Genomic DNA, 25,648 nt, shown 5'->3' with positions numbered 1-25,648 from the left:
GTTCAGGCTCTTTGTGCTGCGTCGAGAAGTTTTCGGCCGAGCCGTATCAGGGCTATGTCGCTGCCGGAAGGGCCAAGCAGCGACAGGCCGAAAGGAGCACCGGCGACCGAGCCGATCGGCAAGGTGATTTGGGGAAAGCCGGAGAGCCCGGCCAGACACAGGAGATGCAAGGCGCGCTCGCGATAGGTCTGGAACTGCTCGGGTGTGCTGCCGACGTATGGCGCCGGGCCTGGCACCGTCGGCAGGACAAGGAAGCCGTCCTTGCCGAGCAGGGCGCTGAGTTCGCCGCGAAAGGTCAGCCGGCGCACTTTTTCGGCCTGAGCCGTCCGGTCGTCGACGGCACGGCCGAAGCCGAACCGTTCCTCGACCCCAGGGCCAAGGTCGCGCTCGCCGCTGGTGATCCATTCGCCATGTACCGTCCAGGCCTCCCTGGCCTGCAGCCGGCGAAAGCACCAGTAGAGTTCATCCGGGGGAGAGCTGAAGCGCGTCGTCGGCGTCGCCGGCGTGCCGAAAATCGCGCCCGCCAGCGCCTTCATTCCCGCATATTCGGCGAGTGCCGGCCGGGCCACCATTTCGTCCAGCCAGTCAGCGTCAGCGGGCGCTCGAGCGCATGCTGGTGCGGGTCGCGGCCGAGCAGCAGCTTGCCGACTGTCTCGTAGGTTTCGATGTCGTCGGCGAACCAGCCGAACGTGTCGAAACTCGGCGCCAACGGCATGGTGCCCTCGAGGGAAATGCGGCCATGCGTGGTGCGGAGCCCGATCAGCCCGCAGAAACTCGCCGGCGCGCGGATCGAACCACCGGTGTCGGACCCCGTGGCGATGTCGGCCAGCCTACCCGCAACCGCCGCTGCCGACCCGGACGACGAGCCTCCGGTGACGCGGTCGGGAGCCGCGGGGTTCACCGGAAACGGAAAATGCGCGTTCTGGCCGAACAGAGCGAAAGCGAGCTCGTCGGTCTGGGTCTTGCCGACGAAACGCGCGCCCGCGTCGAGAATCATCTGCACGGCGGGTGCCGTGCGCGAAGCGGCGTGGCCTTCGGCGAATTTCCGCAAATTGCCGCAACCGGTGCGATAGCCGGCAACATCGTAAATGTCCTTGACCGCCAGCCGCAGGCCGGCCAGGGGCCCAAGTTCGGCATGCGCCACCGGCATCTGGCGAAGATGGAGAAAGGCGTTGAAGGGGCCGTGCGTGCCTGTCATCGTTCGATATCCGGATACGGTTGCGCCAACATTGTTCGATGCCAGAAATTTTACAACCTGGGATACGATTTTTATTGATTGTGAAATGCTTCGCCCCTATATCGCGCTTGCCCAAAGTCGCACGTGCCTGTGGGTGTCCGCCGGTCCTCGAATGGTGAGGGAAATCGGTAAGGTAACTGGAGCCAACCCCTCCAGTCGGTTTAGCGGCCAACCGCCAGACCGAGGACACCTTGAAGCAACGACGGTGCGGGCCTTTCTGGTTCTCTGCCGGTTGTCCAAAGACCGGGGTTACTGAAGAGGCACACCTTCATTGCCGGCAGTGCGGAACGGGGTTCTCCCAATCCAAGCCAAGGCAGACAAAGCGAACCGAAGCCGGGCAAGGCCAAGGTTCATCGCCGCGAGACGGCGTTTCATGGTTCCGGGGTCTCCACCGGCTGGTTCCATGGATTTTCCGTCCCGCCTTTGTTTGACCGCGTGTTCGCGAGGCCGAAAGCCCGTGTCCGCACCCCTGTGCGCGCCGAAAGGCGCGATGGAGAAACCCGATGGCTACACAGCGCATCCTCGACTTCCTCGCCACCCGACGTCCGTCCGGCCCCTGCCTCGTCGTCGACCTCGATGTCGTGCGCGACAATTTCCGCGCCTTCGAGAAGGCTCTGCCCGATTCCAAGATCTACTATGCGGTGAAAGCAAACCCGGCGCCGGAAATCCTGCGCCTGCTTGCTGCGATGGGCTCGTCCTTCGACACCGCTTCCGTTGCCGAAGTCGAGATGGCGATGGACGCCGGTGCGCCGGCGGACCGCATCTCCTTCGGCAACACCATCAAGAAGGAGCGTGATATCGCACGCGCCTACCAGCTCGGCATCAAGCTGTTCGCGGTCGACTGCGTCGAGGAGGTCGAGAAGATCGCCCGCGCCGCTCCCGGCGCCCGCGTGTTCTGCCGCGTGCTGACCGATGGCGAAGGCGCCGAATGGCCGCTGTCGCGCAAGTTCGGCTGCGTGCCAGCGATGGCCGTCGACGTGCTGCGCCATGCCAAGGGCCTCGGCCTCGACGCCCATGGCGTGTCGTTCCATGTCGGCTCGCAGCAGACCGACCTGACCGCATGGGACCGTGCGCTGTCCGACGCCAAGAAGGTGTTCGCCACGCTCGCCGAGGAAGGCATCGTGCTCAAGATGGTCAATATGGGCGGCGGCTTCCCGACGCGCTATTTGCGCGACGTGCCGGCGGCGCAGGCCTATGGCCAGGCGATCTTCTCGGCGCTACGCAAGCATTTCGGCAACGCCATTCCCGAGACGATCATCGAGCCAGGCCGCGGCATGGTCGGCAATGCCGGCGTCATCAAGTCGGAAGTCGTGCTGATCTCGAAGAAGGCCGACAACGACAATGTGCGCTGGGTGTTCCTCGACATCGGCAAGTTCGGCGGTCTGGCCGAGACGATGGACGAGGCTATCCGCTACCCGATCGTCACCGCGCATGACGGCACAGAGACCGCGCCTTGCGTGCTCGCCGGCCCGACCTGCGATTCGGCCGACGTTATGTACGAGAAGACGCCATATCCGCTGCCCCTGTCGCTGACCATCGGCGACGAGGTGCTGATCGAAGGCACCGGTGCCTACACGACCACCTACTCGGCGGTCGCCTTCAACGGCTTCGAGCCTCTCCGATCCTACGTGATCTGACGCTCGCTAGAGCTGTTCAGATCATCCCAGGTGGGCGCCCGTCGCCCGCTTGGGCTCGCCTGTGGAACAGATCTCCGCTCGCAGGGATTGCGGAAATGGAAATGTCAGTTGAAATCGTAGCTCATGCGCCGGCCTTCGCAATGGTCGCCGAAACTGTTGCCGACGTGGCGGCGCGCGAAGCCTTGCTCGATCGTGCCATGGGGCCGAAGCGCAAGACTAAGTCTTCGGAGAAGTTGCGGCGCGGCCGCCGGCCCTCGGAGGGCCTGGCCTTCGTCGCGCGCGATGCCTCGGGCGGCTTGGCCGGCACGGTGCGGTTATGGGATGTCACGCTGGGCGAGGGCGGTCCGGCAGCGCTGCTGCTTGGCCCGCTCGCCGTCGACCCGTCGCTCAAGAGTGCCGGCATCGGCTCGGCGCTGATGCGCCATGCCATTGCGGAAGCCGCGCGCCTCGGCCACGCGGCGATCCTGCTGGTCGGCGACGAGCCTTACTATGGCCGCTTCGGCTTTTCGGCCGCCAGGACCGGTGCGCTCGCCATGCCGGGACCTTACGAGCGGCACCGCCTGCTGGCGCTGGAACTGGTGAAGGGCGCGCTCGACGGCGCCCAGGGCACGCTGAAGGCGTCCGGCCGCAAGCTCAAGGCACAAGCGCCGACCCTGGCGGCGTGACGCTTTAAGCACAACTGCCATTCAAACAAAACGCCGCCTGAAAAGGCGGCGTTGTTGTCTCGAAGCCGCTTCTGGCGGCCGCATCCGTTCAGCCGATCAACTGGCTCAGCGCCATGGCGACGGTCATGTCGCCTTCGACCTTTATCTTGCCGGTCATGAAGGCCATGGTCGGGTTCAGGTCGCCCGCGATCAGCGAATCCAGATCGTCGAGCGACAGCTTGATGGTGCAGTCGGCGGGAGCGTCCGTGGTCGAGACGGTTGCGCCGTCGATGACGACGACGCCGTCGCTGCCGGTGTCGAATTTCACGGAACGATCGAACCCGCTGCTGGCCACGCGCGACTTGATCTTCTCGGCAATCTCCTGAACGCTCACGCTGTTCTCCTGTCTGGTTGCATTCTGTCGCGCACCGGCACTTCGGTCCAGCCGAGGTCCATGCGGCATCACTGGCGATCACGATCGCTGCCGCATATAGCTTTGGATTGACGTTTACGTCAACGCGAATTGCAGGAATCGGCCCCGACGCCGACTGCTATCGGGACCACCGGCACCGGGTGGCCAGTTCAATGCGCGCTGACCGGCTTAGGCGCCTCGGGCGCCGGGGTGCTGGCATCCTGGCGTCGGCGCAGCCAGTTGTCGCGGATCTCATCCTTGCTCAGGAAATTGACCTGATCGATCAGGACCTCATGCACCAGGGTTGCGCCGACACGTGTGTTGATCGTGTCGCGGATGGCGGCGCGAAAGGCATCGAGGTCGACCGTCGCTTTCTTGGTGAAGTCGATCTGGGGGTGGGCGTAGAGATAACTGTAGACCTCGTCTGTAATCAGCGCCTCGGCCGGGATCGACAGCTTCTTTATCTGTTCCGGCTCGACGGTATAGACGAGCTTGGCCAGGAAGTAGCCGTCGATCTTCGAGTCGTGGATCAGCGGCACCGAAATGACGTCGGTCTTGACGTAGTCCAGCCCGCCCAGCATCGGCTTGGGTTTTTCGCCTACGCCGCGTTCGCCGGCGGCCTGGAACGAATAGAACACCGCGCCGAGCGTGGCGGCGCAGATCCAGACCGCTATGGCGATGACCTTGATCATTTTGAACCCGGGCCCTGCATCGCCGCGCTCTAACCTTTCTGCCTGCCGAACTCACCGGCGGAGTAGGTGCCGTCGGTTTCGGCGCGCTGGATGGCGCTGCGCAGCAGGCCGGCAACCTCGTTGACGGCGCTCAGATGCGCCAGGATCGCGGCCTCGTTCTTCGCCAGCTTCTGACGCAGCCGGGTTAGGCCCTCACGGTGCTGCTCGAGGAATTCGGCTTCGCTGCCGCCCTTCATGGCGCGGGTCAGCTCGTAGAGATAGCGGCTCTTGCGGGCGTTCGACGCCTTGAGGTCATAACTTGTGTCACTGCGGATGCCGGCGGTCTCTTCCTCGACCACCTCCTCGATGCGGCCGATGATGGCGGCAAGGTTTCCGGGCCGAGCGAACGGGGTCGGTGCGTCCGACGCGGTTGCTCGCGCTGGCAGGTTGGCGGTGAATTCGGAAGAGTCGGCCATGGTGTTTCCCAGTCTAGATCTTGATGTCTGTTTTTATGGTTGTCTCGTCGCCGGTCATCGACCTGGCGGCCTTGCGCTGTAATTCCTGGACGAGCGAGGTGGACAGACGGGTCTGCTGGTCGATCTCGGTCTTTTCCGGTCCATTCGAGACCGGGCCGATCGGTACCTTGCGCTTGCCGTCCATGTAGTGGTCGGCGAGCAGCGACTTGGCGATGCCGATGCCGCCGCGATCGGCCATGACGTCGGCGACGCGCTCGGCGAGTTGCGATTTCCACATGTCGCCGGCGAGACCCGTGCCGTAGACGCCCTCGGTGTCCTTGGGCAGCATGTTCTGGATGAAGGTCTGCAACACCATCGCCTCGAACTTCTTGAATTTCTTGGCAGGATCGGCCGTCGCCGCGGCTTTGTCAGCCGTCGCGCGCGACAGGATCGAGCCGGCATCGACCGAGGCCGCCGTGTCGACCGAAAACGTGCCGGCTACGCTCCCGGCGCGCTTGATCAGCGCGGCGCGGGCAGCCTCGATATCCATCGGATCGGCAGCTCGGGCGACATCCATCACGATGTCGCTGGGTGGAGAAATCGCCAAGAAGGTCCGCCTTTTGCCGGGTTTCCTTAGCCAGGACCATGCCTCAACAAGCTTGTGGCAGGCTTGCGAGGAGGCGGGCTTGATCTGGTTTCTCCAGAACCAAGCCGCCTAGCCAGGTTCCATCAGGAAGCAGGAAGGCCAGCTCTCGACAGCATTTCAAGGAACCTCGCGTGATGATGATCCTTCACATAGCGCGGCACAAAACCGGGGCAGACATTGCCCAGGTTGAGATGAGGAAGTTGTGACAGGCAATGGTGTATGGCCCGTGAGGCTTCTTCGCTGTTTCCGGTTGCCGACGCGGACGCGGCCCAGTAAAGGGCGCCGCGAACAAAGCCGGGCTTTGTCCTGACCACCCTGCGGGCGACTTCGAGCGCCCGCCGATCGTCGCCTCCCGCAAACAGTGCGACAACCAAGCCATGGTGACGCCAGAAGTCGATGACGTCATGCGTTCCGAGCCGGATTGCCTCGTTGGCCTCGCGCACTGCTTCGTTCACCTGTCCGCGCAATGCAAAGAGCATCGAAATGTCGCCGTGGCCGCTCGGATAGCTTGGATTGAGACTGATCGCGTGCTGGCATTCCGCCATCGCCTCGTCGATGCGGCCACAGCTTTCGAGCGCGAATGACAGGATGCAGCGGGCAATTTCGTCGTCAGGCACCGCCCGCACCGCCGCCGCCGCAAGCTCGACCGCCCGCTCGATCTGGCCCGCCTCCCTGGGCAGCGAGCCGAACGCCACGCCCATTGAAATTATAATCGAGAGCGTCCGCTTCGCACGAGCGTTGTCAGCGCCTATCGAGACAGCTTTCTCGGCAAGCTCTAGCCCGATCAAAAGCGAGTCCCGGGTCATCTCAAAATACTTCATCAAAGCTTCGTTCACCAACCTGCGCACTTCGGGGGGACCAGGCGGGCTCTTGTCGCGGACTTTCCAGTTGGTCAGTTGAAGGTCGAGGATCACTGCCAAGACAACAGCCTGTGCGATCCTGTCCTGGAATTCGAGCGCATTCTCGGAGTGCCCGTCGAACTTCTGGGCCCAGACGTTGTGGCCGTCAGCGGCATCGACAAGCTGGATGTTCACCCTCAGCCCATGGCCCGATCTCTGGACGCTGCCGCTAAGCACGTATCGCGCGCGGAGCGTTCCCGGGATCTTGGTTCCTTCGGCAGCACCACTCTTTTCCGCGGGTGGCGGTGCGGAGAGCACCACATAGTCAGCCACCTCGGAAAGAGCCGTGGTGATGTCCTGCACGAGTCCCTTGGAGAAAAAGTCGTCGCCTTGCTTTCCGGTCAGATTGATGAAGTCGGCAACGCTGATCGATGGGCGCCCGTGGCTCTGATTGGCTGGACCAGCATTTGCCGACTGTGTATTCGACGCCGTGTCGGCCGACAGCATGGATTGCCAAAGCGCTCGCGTCTCCGGGCCGACCTCGACCCCGAACTCTTTCTTCAGCATGCTTTTGCAGACTTCGTATGTCCTGATCGCCCTGTCGCGTTGACCGGACGCGAGCAGCAATTCCATCTTGAGCCGATAGGACTCTTCCCGTGTCGGTTCCATGACGAGAACGCGATCGACCAGGATGATTCCGGTTTCCGGGTCAACGAGACGGGCCAATTTTTCGAAAGCTTCAAGTGCGCGGCTCAGCAATCTGTCGCGTTCGGATGTGACCCAGCCATCGAACCCATCGCTTCCCAGATAAAACCCGTCGAGGAACGGCCCGGTGTAGTTCGCCAGAGCCTTTTCGAGTTCCGGCACAGAACGGGCCGTGAGGCCTGCTTCGAAATCGTCCACGTCAACCCGAACCACTTCTGGCGTGAGGCCAATCGATTCCCCGCGGGAATGGATAAGATCCACGCCTGCTCGCAATAAGTCCCGGCGCAGGATACTGAGAGTTTGCCGCAGACTGTTGCGGGAGTGTTCGCTATCGCTGTCACTCCAGAATAGATCAGCCAGTCTCTCCCGTGTCGCTGCCATGCCTGGAGACCGGGACAGATAAGCAATGATCGCAGGCCCTCGTTTTCCTGTCAGCCGCAGCGAATGCGCCGTTTCATTTTCGATCCTGAAACCACCGAAGAGTGAGATTCTATTTGTCTCGCCCGCATCTTCATTTTGCATTTGCTCTCACCGCCTAACGAAATTCTAACTCAAAACTAACGCTCCGCAAACAGTAGCGCCCCGCCCTCAAGCGCTGCCGTGATGCAGGGTGGTCTAGGTCCGGCGAGTTAGAGCGGCCGAGTCATCAAGACCTTGGCTTGAGGGGGGTGCCGGGTGTCCGAGACCAGAGCCAATTTGCTGCTGCTGTTGGCGGCCGCTTTATGGGGCCTCGGCAATGTCGCGCAAAAGACGGTGCTTGCTCACCTCGATGCTCTAAGCGCCGTCGGCCTGCGTTGCCTGATCGGCGGGCTGCTGGTGCTGCCCTTTGTCTTGAAGGAGAGGAGACTGCCTGCCGGGCCGGGCTATTTTGCCAGCCTGACCAAGGTGGGTGCGCTGTTCGCGATCTCCATCACGCTTCAGCAGCTTTGCTATCTCGGCGCCACAGTCACGAATGCAAGCTTCCTGGTGAGCACCGCAACCGTGATGACACCACTGGCCGCCTGGCTGCTCATCGGCGAACGCCCGACAGCAAACCTTGCCGTAGCCGCCGGTCTGACCGTGCTTGGTGCCCTGCTTTTGTCCGGCGGAATCGACGGTCTCGGTGGCGGCGATCTCACCGCTGTCCTGTCGGCTGCCTGCTATGCGCTGTGGATGGTCGAACTTGGCCGGCACATGCGGGCCCATCCGCGACCGTTCACCGCCTCGGCGACACAATTCCTCGGGGCCGCCGCCGTCGCCCTGCCGCTCGGAGCGCTGCAAGGCAAGCTATCGCCGGCCGCTGTAGTCGCGGCTGGCCCGGAACTGGCGGTCCTCGGCGTGTTCTCCACCGCGATCGCTTTCGGCATACAAACCGCCGCCCAACGCTTCACCACCGCCAGTCATGCCGCCGTGATCGTCAGTGCCGAAAGTGTTTTCGGGGCGCTCGCAGCGGCGATCTTCCTTGGCGAACGGAGCTCACCCGCGGCCGCACTGGGTGCCGCGATCATTCTCGGTGCGATCCTGTCCGTCGCAACGAACGGAACGCGGGCACGCGCGCCCCTGGCCGGGCCGGTTCCCTTCGGCGCGGCGCCTGGCTTCGCGGTCGCGCCCGCACTCCAGGCGAGCGATCGTCCCGCCACCAATTCAGGTTCAGTGGAGAGACGTGATGACCCTTGCCATTGATGAGGGCGTATTCCCAACCCTACCGCCGCTCGGCATGGCACGGATCACTTCAAACGGCTCGGCAACGGTCGCTGCCGCGCTTGTCGTGAGGTCGCCGCGATGATCGCGCGGGCAGCTCCGGTCGCATATTTGGTGGCGGCGCTCCGCGCCCGCGTGAAGGGGCCCGGCGGCTATTACAACGGCGGCAATGCGCTCGGCCTTGTCGTGGGTGTCGCGATCCAGATTGCCACGGTGCCGGCCGGATCGCATGAGGGAAGCGCCGTCACCACCGCGATGATGGGCTATTTCGCCGGCAGCCATGGCACTGTTGCGCTGACCCTGGCTACTCTGGTTTTCTTCCTGGGCGGTGAGGCCTATCACGCGCATGGTCAGGGCCGGATGCGCCCGATCCGTCCCTCAACCGTCTGGGCGACTTCCTGTCAGGTACAGGTGCCCTCGGACTCGGCGCTGCCCTCCTGCTGTTCGGCGATCCCCTACTGGCGGCGACTTCCGGCCTGCTGCATGCGTTGGGTAAATTCGGCAGCGCCATTCATAGGCCGGGCACGCCGCTTCCGTTGTGGCCGGCCGCCTGGCCCGATCCCTTCCGTAGTGCAGTGCTCGCCAGCCGGTTGCCGGCAATGCTGGCGACAACCGTGGCCCTCGGTGGGACCTTGCGGCAGGTCTGGTCAGGCGGTCCTTCGCGGCGCTCGCCATGCAACTGACTTTGCTGGGCTGTTACCTTCTGTGGACCAAAGCGGATCTGCTGCTGCTCGGCGCGCGGAGCAAGGCGCTTCGCGAGATTTCCACATGTTGAAAAATGACTGTTTTGAAAATGCCCATTCTTGAGATGGAGGATAACATGTTGGGAAATATGCATCGTGGCTTGGGTGCTTTGTCCGTAGCGGCCTCTTTTCGCGAGCAGGTGCGGGCGATACGCAGGGGCACCCTGACGTCGGCGACAGAGCGATCAGCCGGAGGGCCGGCAAAGCGTGCCAGTCTATTTCTGGCGCTGATGGGGACACTTGCAGCTTCGGTGTGTTGGGCGCCGCAGGGGTACGCGGCCAATGTCGATGTCGCCGTTGTGTTCGCCGTCGATTTCTCATCCTCGATCGATCCAAAGGTCGCCGATCTACAGCGCGAGGGTCATGCAGCGGCACTCACTTCTCCAGAGATTATCGCCGCCATCGCGCGCAATTACGTCGGCTGCATCGGCGTTGCCTACTTTGAGTGGTCGAGTCCTGGACACTCACGCGTCGTGCTGCCATGGACGAACATCTGCGGGCTGGAAGACGCCAGGGCGGCCGCATCGGTGATCAGCAACAAAGGAGATACCGGCTTCGCTCGCCGGGGGCGGAGCGGAACGTCCGTATCGTCGGCTATTGACGTCGGCAGCCTTCTGCTCGACCAATTTCCGGGAACGGCAGCAAAGAAAGTAATCGACATCTCTGCCAACGGCGAGAATAACGATGGGCTTCCTGTTCAGCCGAGCAGGCTGAACGCCGTTGCCAAGGGGTATACGATCAACGCGATCGCCATTCCAACGCAAGATGAGGACCCCGATCAACCGTTGGCATCCTATTTTGCCAAATCGGTCATTGGCGGTTCCCAAGCCTTCGTTATAACGCCGAAGGGACCGAGTGACTATGTGATGGCCCTTCGCCGCAAGCTGGTTACGGAAGTACGCATGGACGTTAGCCGGCAGGCGGATGGGCTTTCTACGCAACACTGATGAGTTCGCGCCAACGATCGGGTCCCGCCACTATTCCTGTCCCCGCTTCTGCGCGATCAGGTCCAGGCGCTCGCGGTCTGATCTCTCGCGTTCGTCGCGGTTGCGCACGTCCTTGTAGGCGCGCTCGACGATGTTGGTGCGGGCGCTTGCCGCGGCGATGAGGCCGGCTTCCTGCCTCGCGCTTTCCAGGCTTTCCCCCTGGCGCAAGACGGCCTGGGCGATGCGGCGGTGGTAGAGATCGGGGAACAGGGCGGAGAGGGAATTGTCCTGGTCGAAATGGCCGATCAATTCGCGGGCTTCGGTCTCGGCGGCGTTTGCCGCGGCGACGAAGGTGGCGTGGCGGCTTTCGTGCAAGGCTTTCAGCTGCTCCTGCACCTTGACCAGTTTCCGCAAGCGGTCCTTGCGCGTGCTCATGTCACCTCGCCAGTGTGAGGTCGACGAAGCCGTCGACGAACAGCGACAGCATGGTGCCGATGGCGAAATAGAAGATCAGCATGCCGCCGGCGATGACGAAGGGCTGGGAGATGAAATAGATCGGGATCTGCGGGGTCAGCTTGTTGACGAAGCCGATCGTCAGATTGACGAGAATGGCATAGGCGACGAACGGGCTGCCGAGACGGATGACCAGGAAGAATGTGTCCGACACGGTGTCGGTGATGTCGACCAGCGCGGCCTGTGGATTGAAGAAGACATTGACCGGCGCGACCGTGTAGGACGTCACCAGGGCACGGACGATCTCGTGGTCGAAGTCGAAGACGAACAGCATCAGCAGCGCCGAGAACGAGATGATGGCGGCAAGCGCCGCCTGCGGTTCCGGCTCCTCGATCGCCGGTCCGCCGGGGCCGCCATAGCCGATCAGCATGGCGATGGCCGAGCCCATGAAGCGAAGCGCTTCCATGTAGAGCCTGGTCATGGCGCCGATCAGCCCGCCGACCAGCAGCTCCGAGATGATCATCGGCACCAGGATCTGCGGGCGCGGATCGACGAAGGGAAAGATCTTGTCCCACAGGAAGGCGAGCAGGCCGCCGGTGGCGGCGACCGCGACGAACAGCCTGACCTGCACCGGAACGCGGGCGCTGGACAGGCCCGGCATCAGCATGAAGCAGGCGCCGATGCGGCAGAAAGCGAGAAACGCCGCGATGACGACGGCCTGCGAGAGAACGCTCACGATATGGTCCCGAGCACCCTGATCTCGACGCCCTTGGCGATTTCGACGTGGGAGAGCACCGGCAGCGTGGTGAACAGGCGCTCGATGATCATGCGTACATAAGGGCGGGCGTCGGGCGCGGTGACGAGGACGAAACGCTCGCCGGCTTCCAGATGTTTCTTGATCGCCTTGGTGGCGTCCTGGCCGAACTCCTCGAGCTGGCGAGGATCGATGTCGAACTCGCGCACCTCGCCCTTGGCGTCGCGCTTGAGGCTCTGGTGGAAGGCGAGGTCCCAGCGGTTGCCGAGGCGCAGCACCTTGAGCACGCCGCCTTCCGAGAGGTCGCCGCAGATCTGCTGGGCCATGCGGATGCGCACATGTTCGACGATCTGCTCGGTGCGGCGCACATGCGGCGCGATCTCGGCGATGGCCTCGATGATGAGATGCAGATTGCGGATCGAGACGCGTTCGGCAAGCAAAAGCTTCAGCACGGCCTGCAGGCCGGGATAGGAGATGTGGGTGGTGCAGATCTCGTCGGCGAGCTTGCGGTATTCCTGGTCCTGGCGTTCGAGCAGCGCCTTCATGTCCTTGTAGGAGAGGAGCTGCGGCAGGTTGTTGCGGATGACTTCCGAGAGATGCGTGAGCAGCACCGACATGTTGTCGGCGAAGGTGAAGTTCTCGCGCTTCAGATCCTCGGCGAAGGTCTCCATGACGGAATAGGCGCGCATGCCGAAGGCGGGCTCGCGGATTTCCTCGCCGGGGATTTCGGGGATATCGCGGTTGCCGAGCAGCACCATGATCTCGCCGACGCGCATCGAATATTCGGCGACCACGGTGCCGTGCACCTTGATCTGATAACTTTTCGGCGGGATGGCGAAGTCGTCGGCGACGCGGACTTCGGGCACGACGAAGCCGTATTGCTGGGCGAACTTCTTGCGCATCTTCGACATGCGGAAGACCAGTTCCTGATGCGAGACCAGCAGCCGGGTCGAAAGCTGCTTGCCGATCAGAAGTTCGATCTCGGCGGTGGCGAGCGAGGCCTTGACCGAATTCTTCTCTTCCTCAGCCTTGGTCGCTTTCTCCTGGCTCTTCAGCGCCTCTGCCTCGGCGACTGCCCGGTTGTGGCGCATCGGAATGACATAGCCGAGGCCGGCCATGCCGGCGGCCAGCGCGAAGAACGGGAACAGTGGCAGGCCGGGCATCAGGCCGAGCAGCACCAGCAGTGCGGCCGCCACGTAGAGCGCGCGCGGATGGGCACCGAGCTGGCCGAACACGGCCTGGTTGGTCGAGCCGCGCGTGCCGCCCTTGGACACCAGCAGGCCGGCCGCCAGCGAGACGATCAGCGCCGGAATCTGGGTGACGAGACCGTCGCCGACAGACAGCTTGATGAACACGTCGGCGGCCTCGCCCATGCCCATGCCGTGCCTGATGTAGCCGATGGCGATGCCGCCGACGATGTTGATGGCGGTGATGATGAGGCCGGCGATGGCGTCGCCGCGCACGAATTTCGAGGCGCCGTCCATCGAGCCGAAAAAGGAGGATTCCTCTTCCAGTTCGCGGCGGCGCAGCTGCGCGGTCTTGTCGTCGATCATGCCGGCGGAGAGGTCGGCGTCGATCGACATCTGCTTGCCGGGGATGGCGTCGAGGGTGAAGCGCGCGCCGACCTCGGCGATACGGGTGGCGCCCTTGGTGATGACGATGAAGTTCACCACGATCAGGATCATGAAGACGATGAGGCCGATGACGAAGTCGCTGGCCATGACCAGCTTGGAGAAGCCGGCGATGACATAGCCGGCGGCGTGCGTGCCCTCATTGCCATGCGACAGGATCATGCGCGTGGTGGCGATGTTGAGCGACAGGCGCAGCATGGTGGCGATGAGCAGCACGGTCGGGAACGAGGAGAAATCCAACGGCCGCTGGATCCACAGCGCCACCATCAGGATCAGCACCGAAAGCGCGATCGAGAAAGCCAGCCCGATGTCGATGAGAAAGGCCGGGATCGGCAGGAAAAGCACGGCCAGGATGATGACGATGCCGAGCGCGAAGAAGATGTCGCGGCCGTTCTTGGCCGCCGCGCCGGGCTGGATGCTTTCGCTGATAGCCATTCTCGTCCTCGAACCACAGGGCTGCCGAGCATGCGACAGCCCGGCGAGGGTAGCTGGCCAAGCTTGCGCGAGGGTGGGAGAGTGGCCGGATCGACTCTCTCGCGAAGGACAATCCATGCTGCTGATCATCGGTACGATCCGCCTGCCGCCCGACAGGCTCGACGAGGCCAGGCCGGTAATGGAACGCATGGTTCGCGCCAGCCGCGCCGAGGATGGCTGCCTTGAATATTCCTATGCGCAGGATGTGCTTGATTCCGGCTTGATCCGGGTCACCGAGGCATGGCGCGACAGGCCGGCACTCGATGCGCATTTCCGCTCGCCGCACATCGCCGACTGGCGCGCGAGTTGGCCGGGCCTCGGCATCGGCGAGCGCAATCTCGTGCTCTACGAGGCCGGCGAAGCCATGCCGACCTGAGCGGTCCGGCGCCCGGATCCTTGCCGGCCCCCAGCAAGCAATCAGGTCCCGGCCGGGTCTGCGGTGGCAACGCCGACCAGCCACCGCCTGACGGCTCGTTCCTCCGGCGCCGACAGGCCGGCGGTCAGTTCGCTCTCGATCGCATGCACACGGTTCCGGCATCGCCGCAGCAGGGCCTGTCCGCTGGCGCTGAGCTCGATATGCTGGATGCGGCCATGGACAGCGTGCGGCTTGCGCACCAGCGAGCCGGCCCGCTCCAGATTGGTGACGATGACGCTGAGCGTTTGCGGGGTGAGCAGCGCCAGCCGGGCAAGATCGGCATTTGACAGGCCGGGATAGGCCGCCAGCATGGTCAAAGTGACGAATTGCGGCTGCGTCACGCCGAGATCGGCTAGCGCCCGGTCGACCCTCAGCCGATGCGCGCCGGCGGCCTGCCGCAGGAGATAGCCGAGATAACCTTCCTCGCCGCGTTTGCCTTCGCCCGGTGCTGGAATAGACGGATTTGGCTTGCGCATGATGTAAGAGCTCTTATATGTTGTTCGAGCTTTGATATTAAGGCAGAGCAAGGACGATGACGATGGCCTATCGGATTTTTCTCGCCGGCGCTTCTGGCGCCATCGGGCAGCGGTTGGTCCCGCAACTCCTGGCCGCCGGCCATCAGGTGGCGGGCACCACGCGCAGTGCCGACAAGGCCGCCAGACTGGAGGTCCTTGGCGTCGAGCCGGTGGTTGTGGATGTGTTCGATGCGAAGTCACTGTCGCAGGCGATGCTTGCTGCCCGCCCCGACATCGTCGTCCACCAGTTGACCGATCTGCCGGCGGGCCTGGACCCGAGCCGCATGGCCGAGGCTGTCGTTCGCAATGCGCGCATCCGCGAGGAGGGCACACGCAATCTGGTCGCCGCAGCCGCCGCCGCCGGCGTCAGGCGCATGGTGGCGCAAAGCATCGCCTGGGCCTATGCGCCAGGCCCCGAACCGCATGCCGAGGCCGATCCGCTGGATGGCGGGGGGAGCGGCAATCGCGGCATCAGCGTCGGCGGGGTCATCGCGCTGGAAACGGCTGTGCTCGAAGCCCCATTCGCCGGCATCATCCTGCGGTATGGCCAGCTCTACGGCCCGGGAACGGGAGCGGACGCCCCCGGCGGGGCGTCGCCGGTGCATGTCGATGCGGCCGCCTATGCGGCGCTGCTTGCGCTGGACAAGGGCGTGCCCGGCATCTTCAACGTGGCCGAACCCAATGAGGCCGTCTCGACGCGAAAGGCGGCCGAGGAACTCGGCTGGCGCGCCGATTTCCGCTTGCCCGCCTGAGCCAATGCGCTCGGAGACATCGACATGATCAGCAATCAAGCCCGTTTGCGAGCGATCCATCTCTTCGCCGAGAATGCCAGCACCACCGAGCCGGCCGAACTGCTGGCGACCTTTATTGCCAACGACGATTGCGGCCCGCTGACGATCCCGGATTGACCACCGCGCCGGTGGCTTTCCACGCCCAAGGCGGGAAAGGCCGGGTCAGGCGGCATCGCGGCCATATTGGCGCCTTTGATGTCGGCATTGTGGTTGTCACGACGTGCCGCCCGGCGTATCAGGCGGGTCTTCCGTTGCCTTTGATATCGGCGAGCCGTCCCGGTGCTTTCCAGAAACCAACCCCAAGTCTACGCCCGCCGGCTGCGCGCGGTGCTTCTGAGATCAGTCCCTCTCTTGGAGGCGCGCGGCATCGCCGTGGTCATCCTGGCGGGCATTGTCGGCGTGATGGCGGGCATACTGGTCACCGCGATGAGCCAGATCGTGCAGGACCTGCACGGACTGCTGTTTGGCGTCCAGCCCGGCGGGCGCCTGTCCGGCATGTTCTCGCTCGCCAATCCGATGCAGGCGCTGATCCCCGCGATCGGCGGCATCCTGCTTGGGATATCGGTGGTCTGGCTGAGGCTTCGGAAATTCCGCACGCCGGTCGACCCGATCGAGGCCAACGCGCTCTATGGCGGGCGCATGTCGCTCACCGATACCTTCATCATCGTCGTGCAGACGATGATTTCCAGCGGCTTCGGCGCTTCGGTCGGCCTGGAGGCCGGGTATACGCAGATCGGCTCAGGGGTCGCCTCGCGGCTGGCGCGTGCCTTCCGGTTGCGCCGCAACGATGTCCGCATCCTCGTCGGCTGCGGCGCCGCCGGCGCCATATCAGCCGCCTTCGATGCGCCGCTGACCGGCGCCTTCTACGGTTTCGAGCTGGTCATCGGCATCTACTCGGTCGCCAATGTCGCGCCTGTCCTGACCGCCGCGATCTCGGCGTCGCTGACAGCGGAAGTGTTCGGCGGTGTACCGTTTCCGCTCGAGCTTTCAGGGTTGCCGCAACTCACCGCCAGCCAATATGTGCCGTTCCTGTTGCTTGGCCTGCTTGGCGGCGCGGCCTCGATCGCCATCATGCATCTGGTGACGCTGATCGAGCGCGGGTTCAACAGGCTGTCCGTCGATGCCTCGCTGCGCCCCGTCATCGGCGGTGTCCTGGTCGGTCTCCTCGGCCTGATCACGCCGCAGGTCCTGTCCAGCGGCCACGGCGCGCTGCATCGCGAGTTCGCCATGAATTATGGGCTGGCGGTGGTGGCCAGCGTCTTCGTGCTGAAGCTGGCGGCGTCGGCCATCTCGCTGGGCTCGGGCTTTCGCGGCGGACTGTTCTTCGCCTCGCTGTTCCTTGGGGCGCTGCTCGGCAAGTCGTTCGCCGGTGTCATGGCGCTCGTCTCGCCGGCGACCGGCATCGACCCTTCCGTCGCCGCCGTCGTCGGCATGACATCGCTCGCCGTCGGTGTCGTCGGCGGCCCGCTGACCATGACCTTCCTGGCGCTGGAATCGACCCGTGACCTGACGCTCACCGGCGTGGTGCTGGCCGCCTCGATCATGGCGGCGATCCTGGTGCGTGAGACCTTCGGCTACTCGTTCTCGACCTGGCGCTTCCACCTGCGCGGCGAGACGATCCGCAGCGCCCACGATGTCGGCTGGATGCGCAGCCTGACCGTCGGCTCGATGATGCGCAAGGACATCAAGACCATCGACGCCTCGACGACCCTGGCCGCCTTCCGCAACGAATTCCCGCTGGGTTCGGCCCAGCGCGTGATCGCCGTCGACCCGGGGGACGAGTATGTCGGCGTGCTGATCGTGGCCGAACTGCACAGCGATCCCTCCGGAGGCGAGGTGCCGGTGCGCGATCTTGCCCAGTACAAGGATGCCGTCCTGGTGCCCAGCATGAACGTGCAGGCCGCCGCCGAGACCTTCCAGCGCGCCGGCGCCGAGGAACTGGCCGTGGTAGAGGATTTCGCCGACCACATCGTGCTCGGGCTTCTGACCGAGGGCCATTTGATGCGGCGCTATGCCGAGGAACTCGAAAAGGCGCGCCGGGACCTGTCGGGGGAAGGGTAAGGAGCCCGCGGTCTCCGAACGCGTCAGTGCTCGATCGGTCCCTTGGCCGGCACCAGCGCCGTGCCGGCGGTTGTCGGACGCTCGATGACGCGGCGCACGCGCGGCGGCTCGTCGCCTGAGTGCAACGCCCGCAAGCGTTCGCCGACCATGGCGTCGGCATGGGTGATGCGGCCATTGTGCCTGACATATTCGAGCCAGGTCGGCGTGTGATAATGCTCGATCCAGATCGACGGATTTTCGAGATCGCGCGCCAGCGTCCAGTTTCGGGCACCGTCACGGCGGCGGATGCGCCCGCGTTCGGCCATGGTGGCGAGGAATTCCGCCTCGTCCTCGCGCCGGATCACATATTCGATCATGATGGCGATCGGACCGCTGCGCGGCTTCAGGTCGAGGGCGAGGTGCGGCTCCTTGAAGCGGTTGAGCGGGTCGAGATTGAGCACCTGCTGTTGTGGCAGCGGCAGCACGAGACCAATGGCGCCGCCGGCCAGCATGGCGATGGCCGCGGCGATCAGCGCCGTCTCGGCGCCATGCGCGTCGGCGACCACACCCCAGATCCAGCTGCCCAACGCGATGCCGCCGAAGGTGGCGGTCTGGTAGACCGACAGAACCCGGCCGACCACCCAGCGCGGCGTCGCCATCTGCACGGTAACGTTGAAATGCGAGAGCGCAATCACCCAGCAGGCACCGCCGACCAGCAGGCCGAGCGAGGTCTGCCAGGCATGCTGGCTGACGGCTGCGTTGAAGGCGCAGGCAGCGAAGCCGGCGAAGGCACAGCGCACCATCGTCTCGCTGGAGAGCAACTGCCGAAGCCGCACGCTGATCAGCGCGCCGCCGACGGCGCCGATGCCGAAGGCGCCCAGCATGATGCCGTAGGTCAGCGCGTCGCCCTTGACGACGTCGCGCGCCACCAGCGGCAGCAGCGCCAGCACCGCGCCGGCGCTGAAGCCAAAGGCCGCACCCCTGACCAGCACCTTGCCGATGTTGGGCGACATGGCGACGTAACGCAGGCCGGCGCCCATGGCGGCCCCCAATGACTCGCGCGGCAGGGTCGAGACCGGTAGATCCGGCTTCCAGCGTGCCAGCACGACGATGAGGCCGATATAGCTCACCGCGTTCGCCGCGAAGGCGGCGGCCGCACCGGCGGCCGCGACGATGATGCCGCCGATCGCGGGGCCGACACTGCGGGTCAGGTTGAAGCCCATGGAATTCAACGCCACGGCGGCAGGCACCTTGTTGCGCGGAACGATGTCGCCGACGGAGGCTTGCCATGACGGGCTGTTGAGCGCCGTGCCGCTGTCGATCAGGAAGGTGAAGGCCAGCAGCGTCCACGGCGTGATCAGGTCCAGATAGGTGAATACGGTCAGAAGCACCGAAACGACCAGCATGAAGGTCTGGGCGATCAGCATCACCTTGCGGCGGTCGAAGCTGTCGGCGACGGCGCCCGCGACAAGCGCGAACAGCATGATCGGCAAGGTGGTCGAGGCCTGGACCAGGGCGACCTGATAGGGCGAGGTGGCGATGGTGGTCATCATCCAGGCGGCGCCGACGCCCTGGATCAAGCCGCCGAAATTGGAGACGAGACTTGCGCCCCAGACGGCGCGGAAGATGCCGTGCCGGAACGGCGCCAGCGCCGAGACGCTTTCGCTATCCGGCTTTTCGTCAATCATGGGCGGGTTCCTGCCACGGCATGCCGATCCTTGCGGTGATCCGTTTCCCCGCATGATTTGCCGAAACTATGGCATCACGGCGCAAAGGGCGAATGCCTTGCGGGGAAGATCATGGTCCAACAAGGGGATAGCGAAGGGCCACACGCTCGTGCCGGAAGGCGCCGAGCACCGTTTCTGGAATCGCTCAGAAACCGTTCTGGATCCGCTCGAAGATGACATTGGTGAAGGCCGATATCTGGCCGCCGATGAAGGGGCCCGTAAGCGCCACCACCAGCATGATGGCGACGATCTTGGGCACGAAGGTCAAGGTGATTTCCTGGACCTGTGTCAACGCCTGGATCAAGGCGATGCCGATGCCGACGGCCATTGCGACCAGCACCACCGGCGCGGATGCCGTCAGCACCGTCCAAACCGCGTACTGGACGATGTCGAGAGCGTCGGCTTCGTTCATGTCGGCGGTCGGCCTAGCTCGCCGGCTTGATCGACACGCCCGCGCCGACGGGGACCTGGGTGCCGTCCTGCAGCACCGCGATCAGTCCGCTGCTGGCGAGCGTCACCGAAGCCACTATTCCGGTGGTCTTGCCGTCGGCCGACGTGATCGAGCGGCCGATGATAGCGTCGGCCTGCGACAGCGCCGAGGACTGCATGATCTGGTCGAGCTTGGTGTTGCTCTGTACCGATTGCTCGACCTGGGAGAAGGTGGCGAGCTGGGCGACGTACGCGGTCGAATCCATCGGCTTGGTCGGATCCTGGTTCTTCATCTCCGCGATCAGAAGCTTCAGGAAGGACTGATAGTCGACCGCTGTCTTCGAGGTCGACTTGGTGGTCTGGTTGGTGCCAGCCGGTATCGTCGTCGTCATATCCACGGTCATTAGTATCGTGCCCCCACGGCCAGCGGGCGCGCGGCACCCGGAACGTCGTCATTGCCGCCAAGCGCGCGGCGTTCGAGAGGATAAAGCGAACGGATCGCCTTCAAGGCCTCGTAGATGTGATCCTCGCCGACCATGCGGTCGACCTGTTTCAGCGCGCTGCCGATCTCGGCGTCTTCGAAACTTGCAATGAGCAGCGGCAGCGAGCGGCGGAACATCCCGCGTGCTTCGTCGGCACCAGCGGGGTTCATCAGCATGACCTGCACGATGAAATAGAGCTGCCGCAATGGCGTCGACGCCTCGTCGGCCTGGATCACATGGCTCTCGAGCAGGAACTGCACGTCGTTCATCAGCTCGACGGTGACCTTGCGGTCGACGCGGATGACCGCGCCGTTGATGTAGATCTTCTCATTGGGCTTCAGCGATATCTTCAGCGTGTTCGTCATTGAATGCCGTCGCGGATGATCTGGGATACTTCGATCAGCCCCTCGAAATTGTCGGTGCGGCCCTGGCGGATGTCCTCGGCCTCGCGCAGTAGCCACAGGCCGATGGAAATCAGGTTGGCGCGCAATTCCTTGGGGAGCGCATTCTCGCTGGAGCCAAGGTCTTCGACGAAGACAGTCCAGACGCGATTGGTGAAATTCAGTGCCTCCACGGCCTCCATCGAATCGTGGCCGGCCACCGCTGCAGCCGACAGCATGTCGATCGAGCGGGTCAGCAGCTCGCGCTCACGGTCCTTGGCGTCCGTGACGGAGGTGCTCTGGACGTCGGCGTAGGAGAATTGGTACATCGTTGGCTCTACCGTTCCGGTTCAGAGTGCTTTCAGGTCAGGTACTTCAGCAGGCTGAGCTGCTGCAGGCGCGCCGTCAGAGCGAACGACGTCTCGATATGCTGCGTCAGGTTGGCGACGCGGGTCGCGGCTTCCGCCGGATCGACTGCTTCGAGATCCAGAATGTGCCGTTCGAACAGGTCGATCTGCGTCTTCATACGGTCGCTGGCGTCGGAGACGCGCTTCTGGACGATGCCGGTCTGGGATTGGACCTGCGCGATGCCGCTCAGCGCTTCGCCGACCAGCAACTGCGAGTGGTCGACGATGCTGTCCTTTGCCGCCCGGCTGATATTGGTGGACATCAGGCTGGAGACCAAGGCGGCCGCCATGGCGAGCTTCCTGATACCGTCGCTGTTGGCGCCGGTCGAGGTTTCGGTGGTTTCGTTGAGCGCGATGCGGCTGACGATCTGCTGGTCGGTGGCATTCGACATGTTGGTCTGCCAGCCCGCGCCGAGGAACTGCGGCGTGACATCGTTGGTGATGAAATCGTCCATCTGGGCCGCGGTGATGTTGGCTGCGGCCGGGTCATTGGGCGTGAAGCCGAATTTGGCGACGAAGGAGGCGTCGAAGGCAGCCTTGGCGGGAGAGCCGGGGGCCGTGAAATCGTTGATGGGCTTGACGTCGGTGTTGGTGCCGGCGAACAGATATTCGCCGTTGACGCTGGTGTTGAGGATCGACGTAAGCTGCTGAATAGTTGTCTGGCCAGTCGATTGGGTCAGGCTGTCGGAGTTGACGCCCGACGATGCGGTGGTCAGGCTGGACAGGAAAGTCTGCGCGACGTTGGAGAGCTGGCCGAGCGAGGTCTGGGTCGATGAGAGCCGGGCGGCCACCAGTCCGTTGGAATCGACAATGACGTTGAGCCGGTCGAGGTCGCGCGAAAAAGTGACGGACTGGGCCGTGCGCCCACCAAGTGCCAGGCCGACATCGGCGACCTTGCCGGTCGAGGACTCCTTCGTGGCTTTGACGAGATCGGCCTGCATGCGCATCTGCTGATAGCGCATGGCATTCGTTAGGGCAGCAGAGGAGACAAAGGTCATGGCTTATCCCACCGCGTTCAACAGGGCCGTCATCATGTCGTCGACGGTCTTCATCATCCGGGCGGATGCCTGATAGGTGTGCTCGAGATCGAGCATCAGCGACATCTCTTGATCGACATTGACGCCGGTTGCGTTGGACAAGGCATCGGCACTGCGCTGTGCCAGGGCTTCCTTCGCGTCGGCGGCGGCCGAAGCCTGCTGACGAACGCCCTGCAACCAGCCGATCGAATTGGCGGCGTAGTCGGCAACGCTGGAGGTTGCCGAGATTCCGGCCGAGGGATCGAACGCCATCGGCTTGTCGAGCCGGTCGCCATAGGCGACCAGAAGGTTGGAGTATGAAGGTCCGCCAGTGGTGTTGGCGACGTAGGCGACGCCGTTGGCGCCGCCGTCGCGCAGCAATGTCGGATTGCCGCCAATGCTGGGATCCATCGCGGCATTGATCTTGATCGTTCCAGCAAGGCCATCGACGAGCGTGCCTGCGGCTGGCACCGCCGGTGCGCCCGACCAGGTGAACAGGCCCGCCAAGTTGGGCTTCGACGGTGCGGTTTCGGCAAAGGCGGTGATCAGGCCGCGCGCGGTTTCGTCGAGCTGGCCCTGCATGGTCGAGGCGACGCCGTCGCGCAATTGCAGCATGCCGGCAATCGTGCCGCTGGCGCTGGTGTTGCCGCCGCTGCCCGCCGAGACCGGCACATTGTCGATATAGACCGTGTTGCCAGCCGCACCCGCGGCATAGCCCGAAGATGGGGCGAAGCTGACGGTGCGTGGGATCGTTTCGAACAATGTCGTGCCGTCACCCGTAGTGATGACCATGTCATTGTCGCCACGCGTGAAGGTCGATACCGGAATGTAATTGGCGATCTTCTTCAATAATGCGTCGCGTTGGTCGAGCGCATCGGAAACGTCAGTGCCGGAACGGGTTCCGGACATGACCGCCGTGTTGGCATCCTGGAACTGGTTGAGCAGCGAGTTGAGATCTTTGACGGCGGTATCGATCTGGCCGTCGGTCTGGGTACGAAAATCCTGAATGGCCTTGGAGCCTTCATTCAGGGACCGCACGACCTGTTTGGCAGCGTCGATGACGCTCGAGCCTAGATTCTGGTTGGACGGCGCGGTGGCGTATAGCTGCAGCGCCTGCTGCAGATTGGCGATGGCGGTCGAAGGTGAGGAGGCGTTGTCGACGCCATTCACTGAAACGTCGAGCTGATCCATGCCGCTGTAGAGCGCGTTCTGGCCGGCGTAGGCGGACAAAGCGCCGAGGTTCTGGCGAAACAGCAGGTCGTTGGCCGCACGCTGGACATCAACCGAACGCGCGCCGGGCGTCGTGCTGGTGACGAGCGCGATGCGGCGCGAATAGTTCGGATTGTCGGCGTCTGTCACGTTGCGCGTGACGACGCTTGTCTGCCGCGAGGTGGCCAGAAGCGCCGATTGGGCGATGCTCAGTGCGGAGGAAAGCGACATGCTGGTCTTTCACGGGCGGAGCCCGGTTTATCTCTTCAGGTTGACGAGGACGTCCATCAGATCGGAACCGGTCTGGAAGACTTTGGAATTGGCGGTGTAACTGCGCTGTGCCGCGATCATGTCGGTCAATTCCTCCGCGATATCGACGTTGGAATTTTCGAGCGCGCCGGAAATGATCGAACCGGCCTTGCCTTCATTGGCAAAGCCGACACGGATGGCACCGGAGTCGGTGCCTTGTGAGTAGACATTGCCGGGGAGGGCCTTGAGCTGGTCGGGGCTCTGCACGTCGGCCAGCGGAATTTTGTAGAGCGGCTTGGAGGTGCCATCCTTGTATTGGGCGTAGATGGTGCCGTCCTTGCTGATCTGCACCTTGTCGATGGTGCTCGGCGCGTTGCCGTTCACCTGAGCGTCGGAGACGGTGAAGCCAGTGCCGAGCTGGGTCAGCTTCGAAAGGTCGAGATTGAGGCTCGCGCCGCCCGGCACCGTGAATGAAACGTTGGTGGGTGTGCCGGTGAGTTTGCCTGTGGTGGTATCGAAGGTCAGGTTGGCCGAGCCCAGTGCACCGCCAGCGTAGGGGAAGCCAGTTCCGGCCGTCGCCTTCGATTGGTCGAAGACCGCCACCTGCCAGGTGCCGGTGCCGGTGTTGGTGAAATAGACGTCGAGCAGCTTCTTGTTGCCGAGGTTGTCATAGGCGACCATCGACGATTTCGAGGTGTACTGTGCGGTGGCGGCGTTGCCGCCGGGCAGGTTGGCGGTGGCGACCGGTGTCGCACCCGCCGGCAGATTGCCACTGAAATTCCCCTGGGTGCTCGGCGTCGCGGTCAGTCCCTGGTCGGAAATGACGACCGGCTCCAGCCCTTCGAAGCCGTTCACCGTGGCTGCCGGCGTGCCATTGGCATAACTGTAGGCCATCAGCTGGAAACCGGCGGCATTGACCAGCCGGCCCTGTGCATCGGGAACGAAGGCGCCGGCGCGAGTCAGGAAGGGCGTGCCGCTCGGGTCCTGGACGACAAAGAAGCCATCGCCGCTGACGGCAAGATCGGAGACCGAGGTCGTGTATTGAAGTACGCCCGGATCGCTGACCGCCTGGCGGATCGTGGTGGTGACGCCACCGGAATTATAGGCGCCGCCGGTCGACGGCATGATCAGCGTCGAAAATTCGGCCGAGGACCGCTTGTAGCCGGTGGTGTCGGAGTTGGCGATGTTGTCGGCCGTCGTCGACAGGCGGTTTGCCTGGGCGTTCATGCCGGAAACGCCAGTCCGCATCATTCCGTAGAGGCTCATCGAGATGTCTCCGCAATATCCTTGCCACTGGCTTGGAGGCTACGCCTCCTGTCTTGCGCGAGGCTGGCGCGGTGCCGCATCAGAACACCAGCCGGTAGCCGAGGAAGCGCTTGGAATCGATCGGGTCGGTGCCCAGCTTCTCGCGCAGTTTCTTGCGCAGTTTGCTGATGTGGCTTTCCACCACGTTCTCCTCGACCTCTTCGTCGAAGATGCCATAGATGGCGTTGAACACCTGGGTCTTGGTGACGCGGCGGCCGCGATTGCTCGCCAGATATTCCAGGATGCGGCGCTCGCGGCGCGGCAAGGGCAGCGGCTGGCCGTCGATCTCGGGATCGCGGCCGTCCATGAAGATGCGCATCGCGCCGATCTCGGTATAGGCGACGTCCTCGCTGGCGCGTCGGCGGATGGCGGTGATGCGGGCCAGGATTTCGCGGATGTGCACCGGCTTGCGGATGACGTCGTCGACGCCGCTCTCGAACAACCGCAGCGTGTTTTCCAGCGAATGCTGCTCGCTGAGCGCAATGACCGGAGCTCCGGTGCGGTCGCGGATCTGGCGCGGCGAGATCGCGCCGTCGCGACAGTCGCCGATCAGGAAGGCCCGGACCGATCGCAGATCGGTGTCGGCGGCCGAGTTGACCCACTCGCCGAATTCGCCCGGCGCGAAACCGGCGCAGGCGATCCCCTCGCGATCGAAAAGTGAATTATAGCCCTCTGTCACGAGCTCTCGCTCGTCAACGATAACGATCATCGGCCCCGCCTCCGAATCAGCACATTTGCCCCGTGGGGAAAGGCGTATCCGCTGGCGAGAATCCTGA

At 63.9% G+C, this 25,648-nt stretch carries 26 protein-coding genes and 1 pseudogene; 8 read left to right on the top strand and 19 right to left on the bottom strand.

Annotation, left to right across the window (positions count from 1 at the left end; all coding sequences use genetic code 11):
• Nucleotides 1-2 precede the first annotated feature (2 nt).
• Nucleotides 3-1,198 (bottom strand): annotated as a pseudogene (locus tag O7B34_RS25335) (amidase).
• 542 nt (nt 1,199-1,740) lie between these two features.
• Here O7B34_RS25335 and odc2 point away from each other — a divergent pair.
• A complete protein-coding gene (gene odc2 / locus O7B34_RS25330; protein ID WP_337148596.1) occupies nt 1,741-2,874 on the top strand; it encodes an ornithine/lysine decarboxylase in 1,134 nt (377 codons plus the stop codon).
• A gap of 95 nt (nt 2,875-2,969) precedes the next feature.
• On the top strand, nt 2,970-3,539 hold the full coding sequence (locus O7B34_RS25325; protein ID WP_337148595.1) for a GNAT family N-acetyltransferase: 570 nt from the start codon (nt 2,970-2,972) through the stop codon (nt 3,537-3,539).
• 88 nt (nt 3,540-3,627) lie between these two features.
• Here the strand turns inward: O7B34_RS25325 and O7B34_RS25320 are convergent, their stop codons facing one another.
• The 5 genes from O7B34_RS25320 to O7B34_RS25300 all read right to left on the bottom strand — a co-directional run bounded on the left by O7B34_RS25320 (nt 3,628) and on the right by O7B34_RS25300 (nt 7,768).
• A complete protein-coding gene (locus tag O7B34_RS25320; RefSeq protein ID WP_337106018.1) occupies nt 3,628-3,912 on the bottom strand; it encodes an SCP2 sterol-binding domain-containing protein in 285 nt (94 codons plus the stop codon).
• A 188-nt stretch (nt 3,913-4,100) separates the two neighbouring features.
• Nucleotides 4,101-4,622: a hypothetical protein gene (locus O7B34_RS25315; RefSeq protein ID WP_337148594.1), complete on the bottom strand. Its 522-nt coding sequence runs from the start codon at nt 4,620-4,622 to the stop codon at nt 4,101-4,103.
• 29 nt (nt 4,623-4,651) lie between these two features.
• Nucleotides 4,652-5,077 carry a hypothetical protein gene (locus O7B34_RS25310; RefSeq protein ID WP_027144780.1) on the bottom strand — a complete coding sequence of 142 codons (426 nt, stop codon included), beginning with the start codon at nt 5,075-5,077 and terminating at the stop codon, nt 4,652-4,654.
• 13 nt (nt 5,078-5,090) lie between these two features.
• Complete coding sequence (locus O7B34_RS25305) at nt 5,091-5,663, bottom strand: rod-binding protein (RefSeq protein WP_337148593.1); 573 nt, start codon at nt 5,661-5,663, stop codon at nt 5,091-5,093.
• Between the two features lie 122 nt (nt 5,664-5,785).
• Entirely contained in the window at nt 5,786-7,768 is a 1,983-nt protein-coding gene (locus tag O7B34_RS25300; protein WP_337148592.1) for a BTAD domain-containing putative transcriptional regulator, read from the bottom strand.
• A 153-nt stretch (nt 7,769-7,921) separates the two neighbouring features.
• Between O7B34_RS25300 and O7B34_RS25295 the strand changes: the two genes are divergently transcribed.
• The gene (locus O7B34_RS25295) at nt 7,922-8,908 is read left to right on the top strand and encodes a DMT family transporter (protein ID WP_337148591.1); all 987 of its coding nucleotides are present in this window, start codon (nt 7,922-7,924) and stop codon (nt 8,906-8,908) included.
• Between the two features lie 838 nt (nt 8,909-9,746).
• A complete protein-coding gene (locus O7B34_RS25290) occupies nt 9,747-10,616 on the top strand; it encodes a DUF1194 domain-containing protein (protein WP_337148626.1) in 870 nt (289 codons plus the stop codon).
• Nucleotides 10,617-10,646: 30 nt separating this feature from the next.
• Here the strand turns inward: O7B34_RS25290 and O7B34_RS25285 are convergent, their stop codons facing one another.
• Genes O7B34_RS25285 through flhA form a run of 3 tightly spaced genes read right to left on the bottom strand, consistent with a single transcriptional unit; the run spans nt 10,647 to nt 13,868 of the window.
• Nucleotides 10,647-11,030: a hypothetical protein gene (locus tag O7B34_RS25285; RefSeq protein ID WP_337148590.1), complete on the bottom strand. Its 384-nt coding sequence runs from the start codon at nt 11,028-11,030 to the stop codon at nt 10,647-10,649.
• A 1-nt stretch (nt 11,031) separates the two neighbouring features.
• The gene (gene fliR, locus O7B34_RS25280; protein ID WP_337148589.1) at nt 11,032-11,784 is read right to left on the bottom strand and encodes a flagellar biosynthetic protein FliR; all 753 of its coding nucleotides are present in this window, start codon (nt 11,782-11,784) and stop codon (nt 11,032-11,034) included.
• Nucleotides 11,781-13,868: a flagellar biosynthesis protein FlhA gene (flhA, locus tag O7B34_RS25275; protein WP_337148588.1), complete on the bottom strand. Its 2,088-nt coding sequence runs from the start codon at nt 13,866-13,868 to the stop codon at nt 11,781-11,783. Before flhA ends, fliR begins: the two co-directional genes overlap by 4 nt.
• Nucleotides 13,869-13,983: 115 nt before the next feature.
• Here flhA and O7B34_RS25270 point away from each other — a divergent pair, with 115 nt between their 5' ends.
• Nucleotides 13,984-14,283: a putative quinol monooxygenase gene (locus tag O7B34_RS25270; RefSeq protein ID WP_337148587.1), complete on the top strand. Its 300-nt coding sequence runs from the start codon at nt 13,984-13,986 to the stop codon at nt 14,281-14,283.
• A gap of 41 nt (nt 14,284-14,324) precedes the next feature.
• On the opposite strand, the gene O7B34_RS25265 is transcribed toward O7B34_RS25270, so the two are convergent.
• Nucleotides 14,325-14,798, bottom strand: a complete 474-nt coding sequence (locus tag O7B34_RS25265; protein ID WP_337148585.1) for a MarR family winged helix-turn-helix transcriptional regulator — start codon at nt 14,796-14,798, stop codon at nt 14,325-14,327.
• Between the two features lie 62 nt (nt 14,799-14,860).
• On the opposite strand from O7B34_RS25265, the gene O7B34_RS25260 reads away from it, so the two are divergent.
• The 3 genes from O7B34_RS25260 to O7B34_RS25250 all read left to right on the top strand — a co-directional run bounded on the left by O7B34_RS25260 (nt 14,861) and on the right by O7B34_RS25250 (nt 17,689).
• Nucleotides 14,861-15,589, top strand: coding sequence for an NAD-dependent epimerase/dehydratase family protein (locus O7B34_RS25260; protein ID WP_337148584.1), 729 nt, complete (start codon nt 14,861-14,863; stop codon nt 15,587-15,589).
• Between the two features lie 24 nt (nt 15,590-15,613).
• Complete coding sequence (locus tag O7B34_RS25255; RefSeq protein WP_337148583.1) at nt 15,614-15,745, top strand: hypothetical protein; 132 nt, start codon at nt 15,614-15,616, stop codon at nt 15,743-15,745.
• Between the two features lie 162 nt (nt 15,746-15,907).
• Nucleotides 15,908-17,689 (top strand): chloride channel protein, encoded by a 1,782-nt coding sequence (locus tag O7B34_RS25250; protein ID WP_337148582.1) that lies wholly within the window; start codon nt 15,908-15,910, stop codon nt 17,687-17,689.
• Nucleotides 17,690-17,712: 23 nt separating this feature from the next.
• On the opposite strand, the gene O7B34_RS25245 is transcribed toward O7B34_RS25250, so the two are convergent.
• The 9 genes from O7B34_RS25245 to O7B34_RS25205 all read right to left on the bottom strand — a co-directional run bounded on the left by O7B34_RS25245 (nt 17,713) and on the right by O7B34_RS25205 (nt 25,581).
• Nucleotides 17,713-19,356, bottom strand: a complete 1,644-nt coding sequence (locus O7B34_RS25245) for an MFS transporter (protein ID WP_337148581.1) — start codon at nt 19,354-19,356, stop codon at nt 17,713-17,715.
• A 184-nt stretch (nt 19,357-19,540) separates the two neighbouring features.
• On the bottom strand, nt 19,541-19,807 hold the full coding sequence (gene fliQ / locus O7B34_RS25240; protein WP_013893193.1) for a flagellar biosynthesis protein FliQ: 267 nt from the start codon (nt 19,805-19,807) through the stop codon (nt 19,541-19,543).
• A 13-nt stretch (nt 19,808-19,820) separates the two neighbouring features.
• On the bottom strand, nt 19,821-20,228 hold the full coding sequence (flgD, locus tag O7B34_RS25235; protein ID WP_337148580.1) for a flagellar hook assembly protein FlgD: 408 nt from the start codon (nt 20,226-20,228) through the stop codon (nt 19,821-19,823).
• The gene (gene flbT / locus O7B34_RS25230) at nt 20,228-20,671 is read right to left on the bottom strand and encodes a flagellar biosynthesis repressor FlbT (protein WP_337138677.1); all 444 of its coding nucleotides are present in this window, start codon (nt 20,669-20,671) and stop codon (nt 20,228-20,230) included. The genes flgD and flbT overlap by 1 nt, the downstream gene beginning before the upstream one ends.
• Nucleotides 20,668-21,015 (bottom strand): flagellar biosynthesis regulator FlaF, encoded by a 348-nt coding sequence (flaF, locus tag O7B34_RS25225; RefSeq protein WP_337148579.1) that lies wholly within the window; start codon nt 21,013-21,015, stop codon nt 20,668-20,670. The genes flbT and flaF overlap by 4 nt, the downstream gene beginning before the upstream one ends.
• A gap of 32 nt (nt 21,016-21,047) precedes the next feature.
• Nucleotides 21,048-22,091, bottom strand: a complete 1,044-nt coding sequence (locus O7B34_RS25220; protein ID WP_337148578.1) for a flagellar hook-associated family protein — start codon at nt 22,089-22,091, stop codon at nt 21,048-21,050.
• A 3-nt stretch (nt 22,092-22,094) separates the two neighbouring features.
• Nucleotides 22,095-23,549 carry a flagellar hook-associated protein FlgK gene (flgK, locus tag O7B34_RS25215; protein WP_337148577.1) on the bottom strand — a complete coding sequence of 485 codons (1,455 nt, stop codon included), beginning with the start codon at nt 23,547-23,549 and terminating at the stop codon, nt 22,095-22,097.
• Nucleotides 23,550-23,576: 27 nt separating this feature from the next.
• On the bottom strand, nt 23,577-24,833 hold the full coding sequence (locus O7B34_RS25210) for a flagellar hook protein FlgE (protein ID WP_337138673.1): 1,257 nt from the start codon (nt 24,831-24,833) through the stop codon (nt 23,577-23,579).
• Nucleotides 24,834-24,912: 79 nt separating this feature from the next.
• A complete protein-coding gene (locus tag O7B34_RS25205; RefSeq protein ID WP_015315897.1) occupies nt 24,913-25,581 on the bottom strand; it encodes a response regulator transcription factor in 669 nt (222 codons plus the stop codon).
• Between the last annotated feature and the right edge of the window lie 67 nt (nt 25,582-25,648).

This window comes from Mesorhizobium sp. Cs1299R1N3 (assembly GCF_037179625.1).
Lineage (GTDB): Bacteria > Pseudomonadota > Alphaproteobacteria > Rhizobiales > Rhizobiaceae > Mesorhizobium > Mesorhizobium salmacidum.
This window is presented reverse-complemented; position numbering and strand designations above follow the sequence as displayed.

What these genes read in the sequence shown, in the direction of transcription:
- O7B34_RS25325 (WP_337148595.1), top strand. Translation starts at nt 2,970, where the DNA reads ATGGAAATGTCAGTTGAAATCGTAGCTCATGCGCCGGCCTTCGCAATG.
- O7B34_RS25245 (WP_337148581.1), bottom strand. Translation starts at nt 19,356, where the DNA reads ATGATTGACGAAAAGCCGGATAGCGAAAGCGTCTCGGCGCTGGCGCCG.
- odc2 (WP_337148596.1), top strand. Translation starts at nt 1,741, where the DNA reads ATGGCTACACAGCGCATCCTCGACTTCCTCGCCACCCGACGTCCGTCC.
- flaF (WP_337148579.1), bottom strand. Translation starts at nt 21,015, where the DNA reads ATGTACCAATTCTCCTACGCCGACGTCCAGAGCACCTCCGTCACGGAC.
- fliQ (WP_013893193.1), bottom strand. Translation starts at nt 19,807, where the DNA reads ATGAACGAAGCCGACGCTCTCGACATCGTCCAGTACGCGGTTTGGACG.
- O7B34_RS25315 (WP_337148594.1), bottom strand. Translation starts at nt 4,622, where the DNA reads ATGATCAAGGTCATCGCCATAGCGGTCTGGATCTGCGCCGCCACGCTC.
- O7B34_RS25205 (WP_015315897.1), bottom strand. Translation starts at nt 25,581, where the DNA reads ATGATCGTTATCGTTGACGAGCGAGAGCTCGTGACAGAGGGCTATAAT.
- O7B34_RS25260 (WP_337148584.1), top strand. Translation starts at nt 14,861, where the DNA reads ATGGCCTATCGGATTTTTCTCGCCGGCGCTTCTGGCGCCATCGGGCAG.
- flhA (WP_337148588.1), bottom strand. Translation starts at nt 13,868, where the DNA reads ATGGCTATCAGCGAAAGCATCCAGCCCGGCGCGGCGGCCAAGAACGGC.
- O7B34_RS25210 (WP_337138673.1), bottom strand. Translation starts at nt 24,833, where the DNA reads ATGAGCCTCTACGGAATGATGCGGACTGGCGTTTCCGGCATGAACGCC.
- O7B34_RS25310 (WP_027144780.1), bottom strand. Translation starts at nt 5,077, where the DNA reads ATGGCCGACTCTTCCGAATTCACCGCCAACCTGCCAGCGCGAGCAACC.
- flgD (WP_337148580.1), bottom strand. Translation starts at nt 20,228, where the DNA reads ATGACCGTGGATATGACGACGACGATACCGGCTGGCACCAACCAGACC.
- flgK (WP_337148577.1), bottom strand. Translation starts at nt 23,549, where the DNA reads ATGTCGCTTTCCTCCGCACTGAGCATCGCCCAATCGGCGCTTCTGGCC.
- O7B34_RS25220 (WP_337148578.1), bottom strand. Translation starts at nt 22,091, where the DNA reads ATGACCTTTGTCTCCTCTGCTGCCCTAACGAATGCCATGCGCTATCAG.
- O7B34_RS25265 (WP_337148585.1), bottom strand. Translation starts at nt 14,798, where the DNA reads ATGCGCAAGCCAAATCCGTCTATTCCAGCACCGGGCGAAGGCAAACGC.
- O7B34_RS25290 (WP_337148626.1), top strand. Translation starts at nt 9,747, where the DNA reads ATGTTGGGAAATATGCATCGTGGCTTGGGTGCTTTGTCCGTAGCGGCC.
- O7B34_RS25270 (WP_337148587.1), top strand. Translation starts at nt 13,984, where the DNA reads ATGCTGCTGATCATCGGTACGATCCGCCTGCCGCCCGACAGGCTCGAC.
- O7B34_RS25300 (WP_337148592.1), bottom strand. Translation starts at nt 7,768, where the DNA reads ATGCAAAATGAAGATGCGGGCGAGACAAATAGAATCTCACTCTTCGGT.
- O7B34_RS25255 (WP_337148583.1), top strand. Translation starts at nt 15,614, where the DNA reads ATGATCAGCAATCAAGCCCGTTTGCGAGCGATCCATCTCTTCGCCGAG.
- flbT (WP_337138677.1), bottom strand. Translation starts at nt 20,671, where the DNA reads ATGACGAACACGCTGAAGATATCGCTGAAGCCCAATGAGAAGATCTAC.
- O7B34_RS25285 (WP_337148590.1), bottom strand. Translation starts at nt 11,030, where the DNA reads ATGAGCACGCGCAAGGACCGCTTGCGGAAACTGGTCAAGGTGCAGGAG.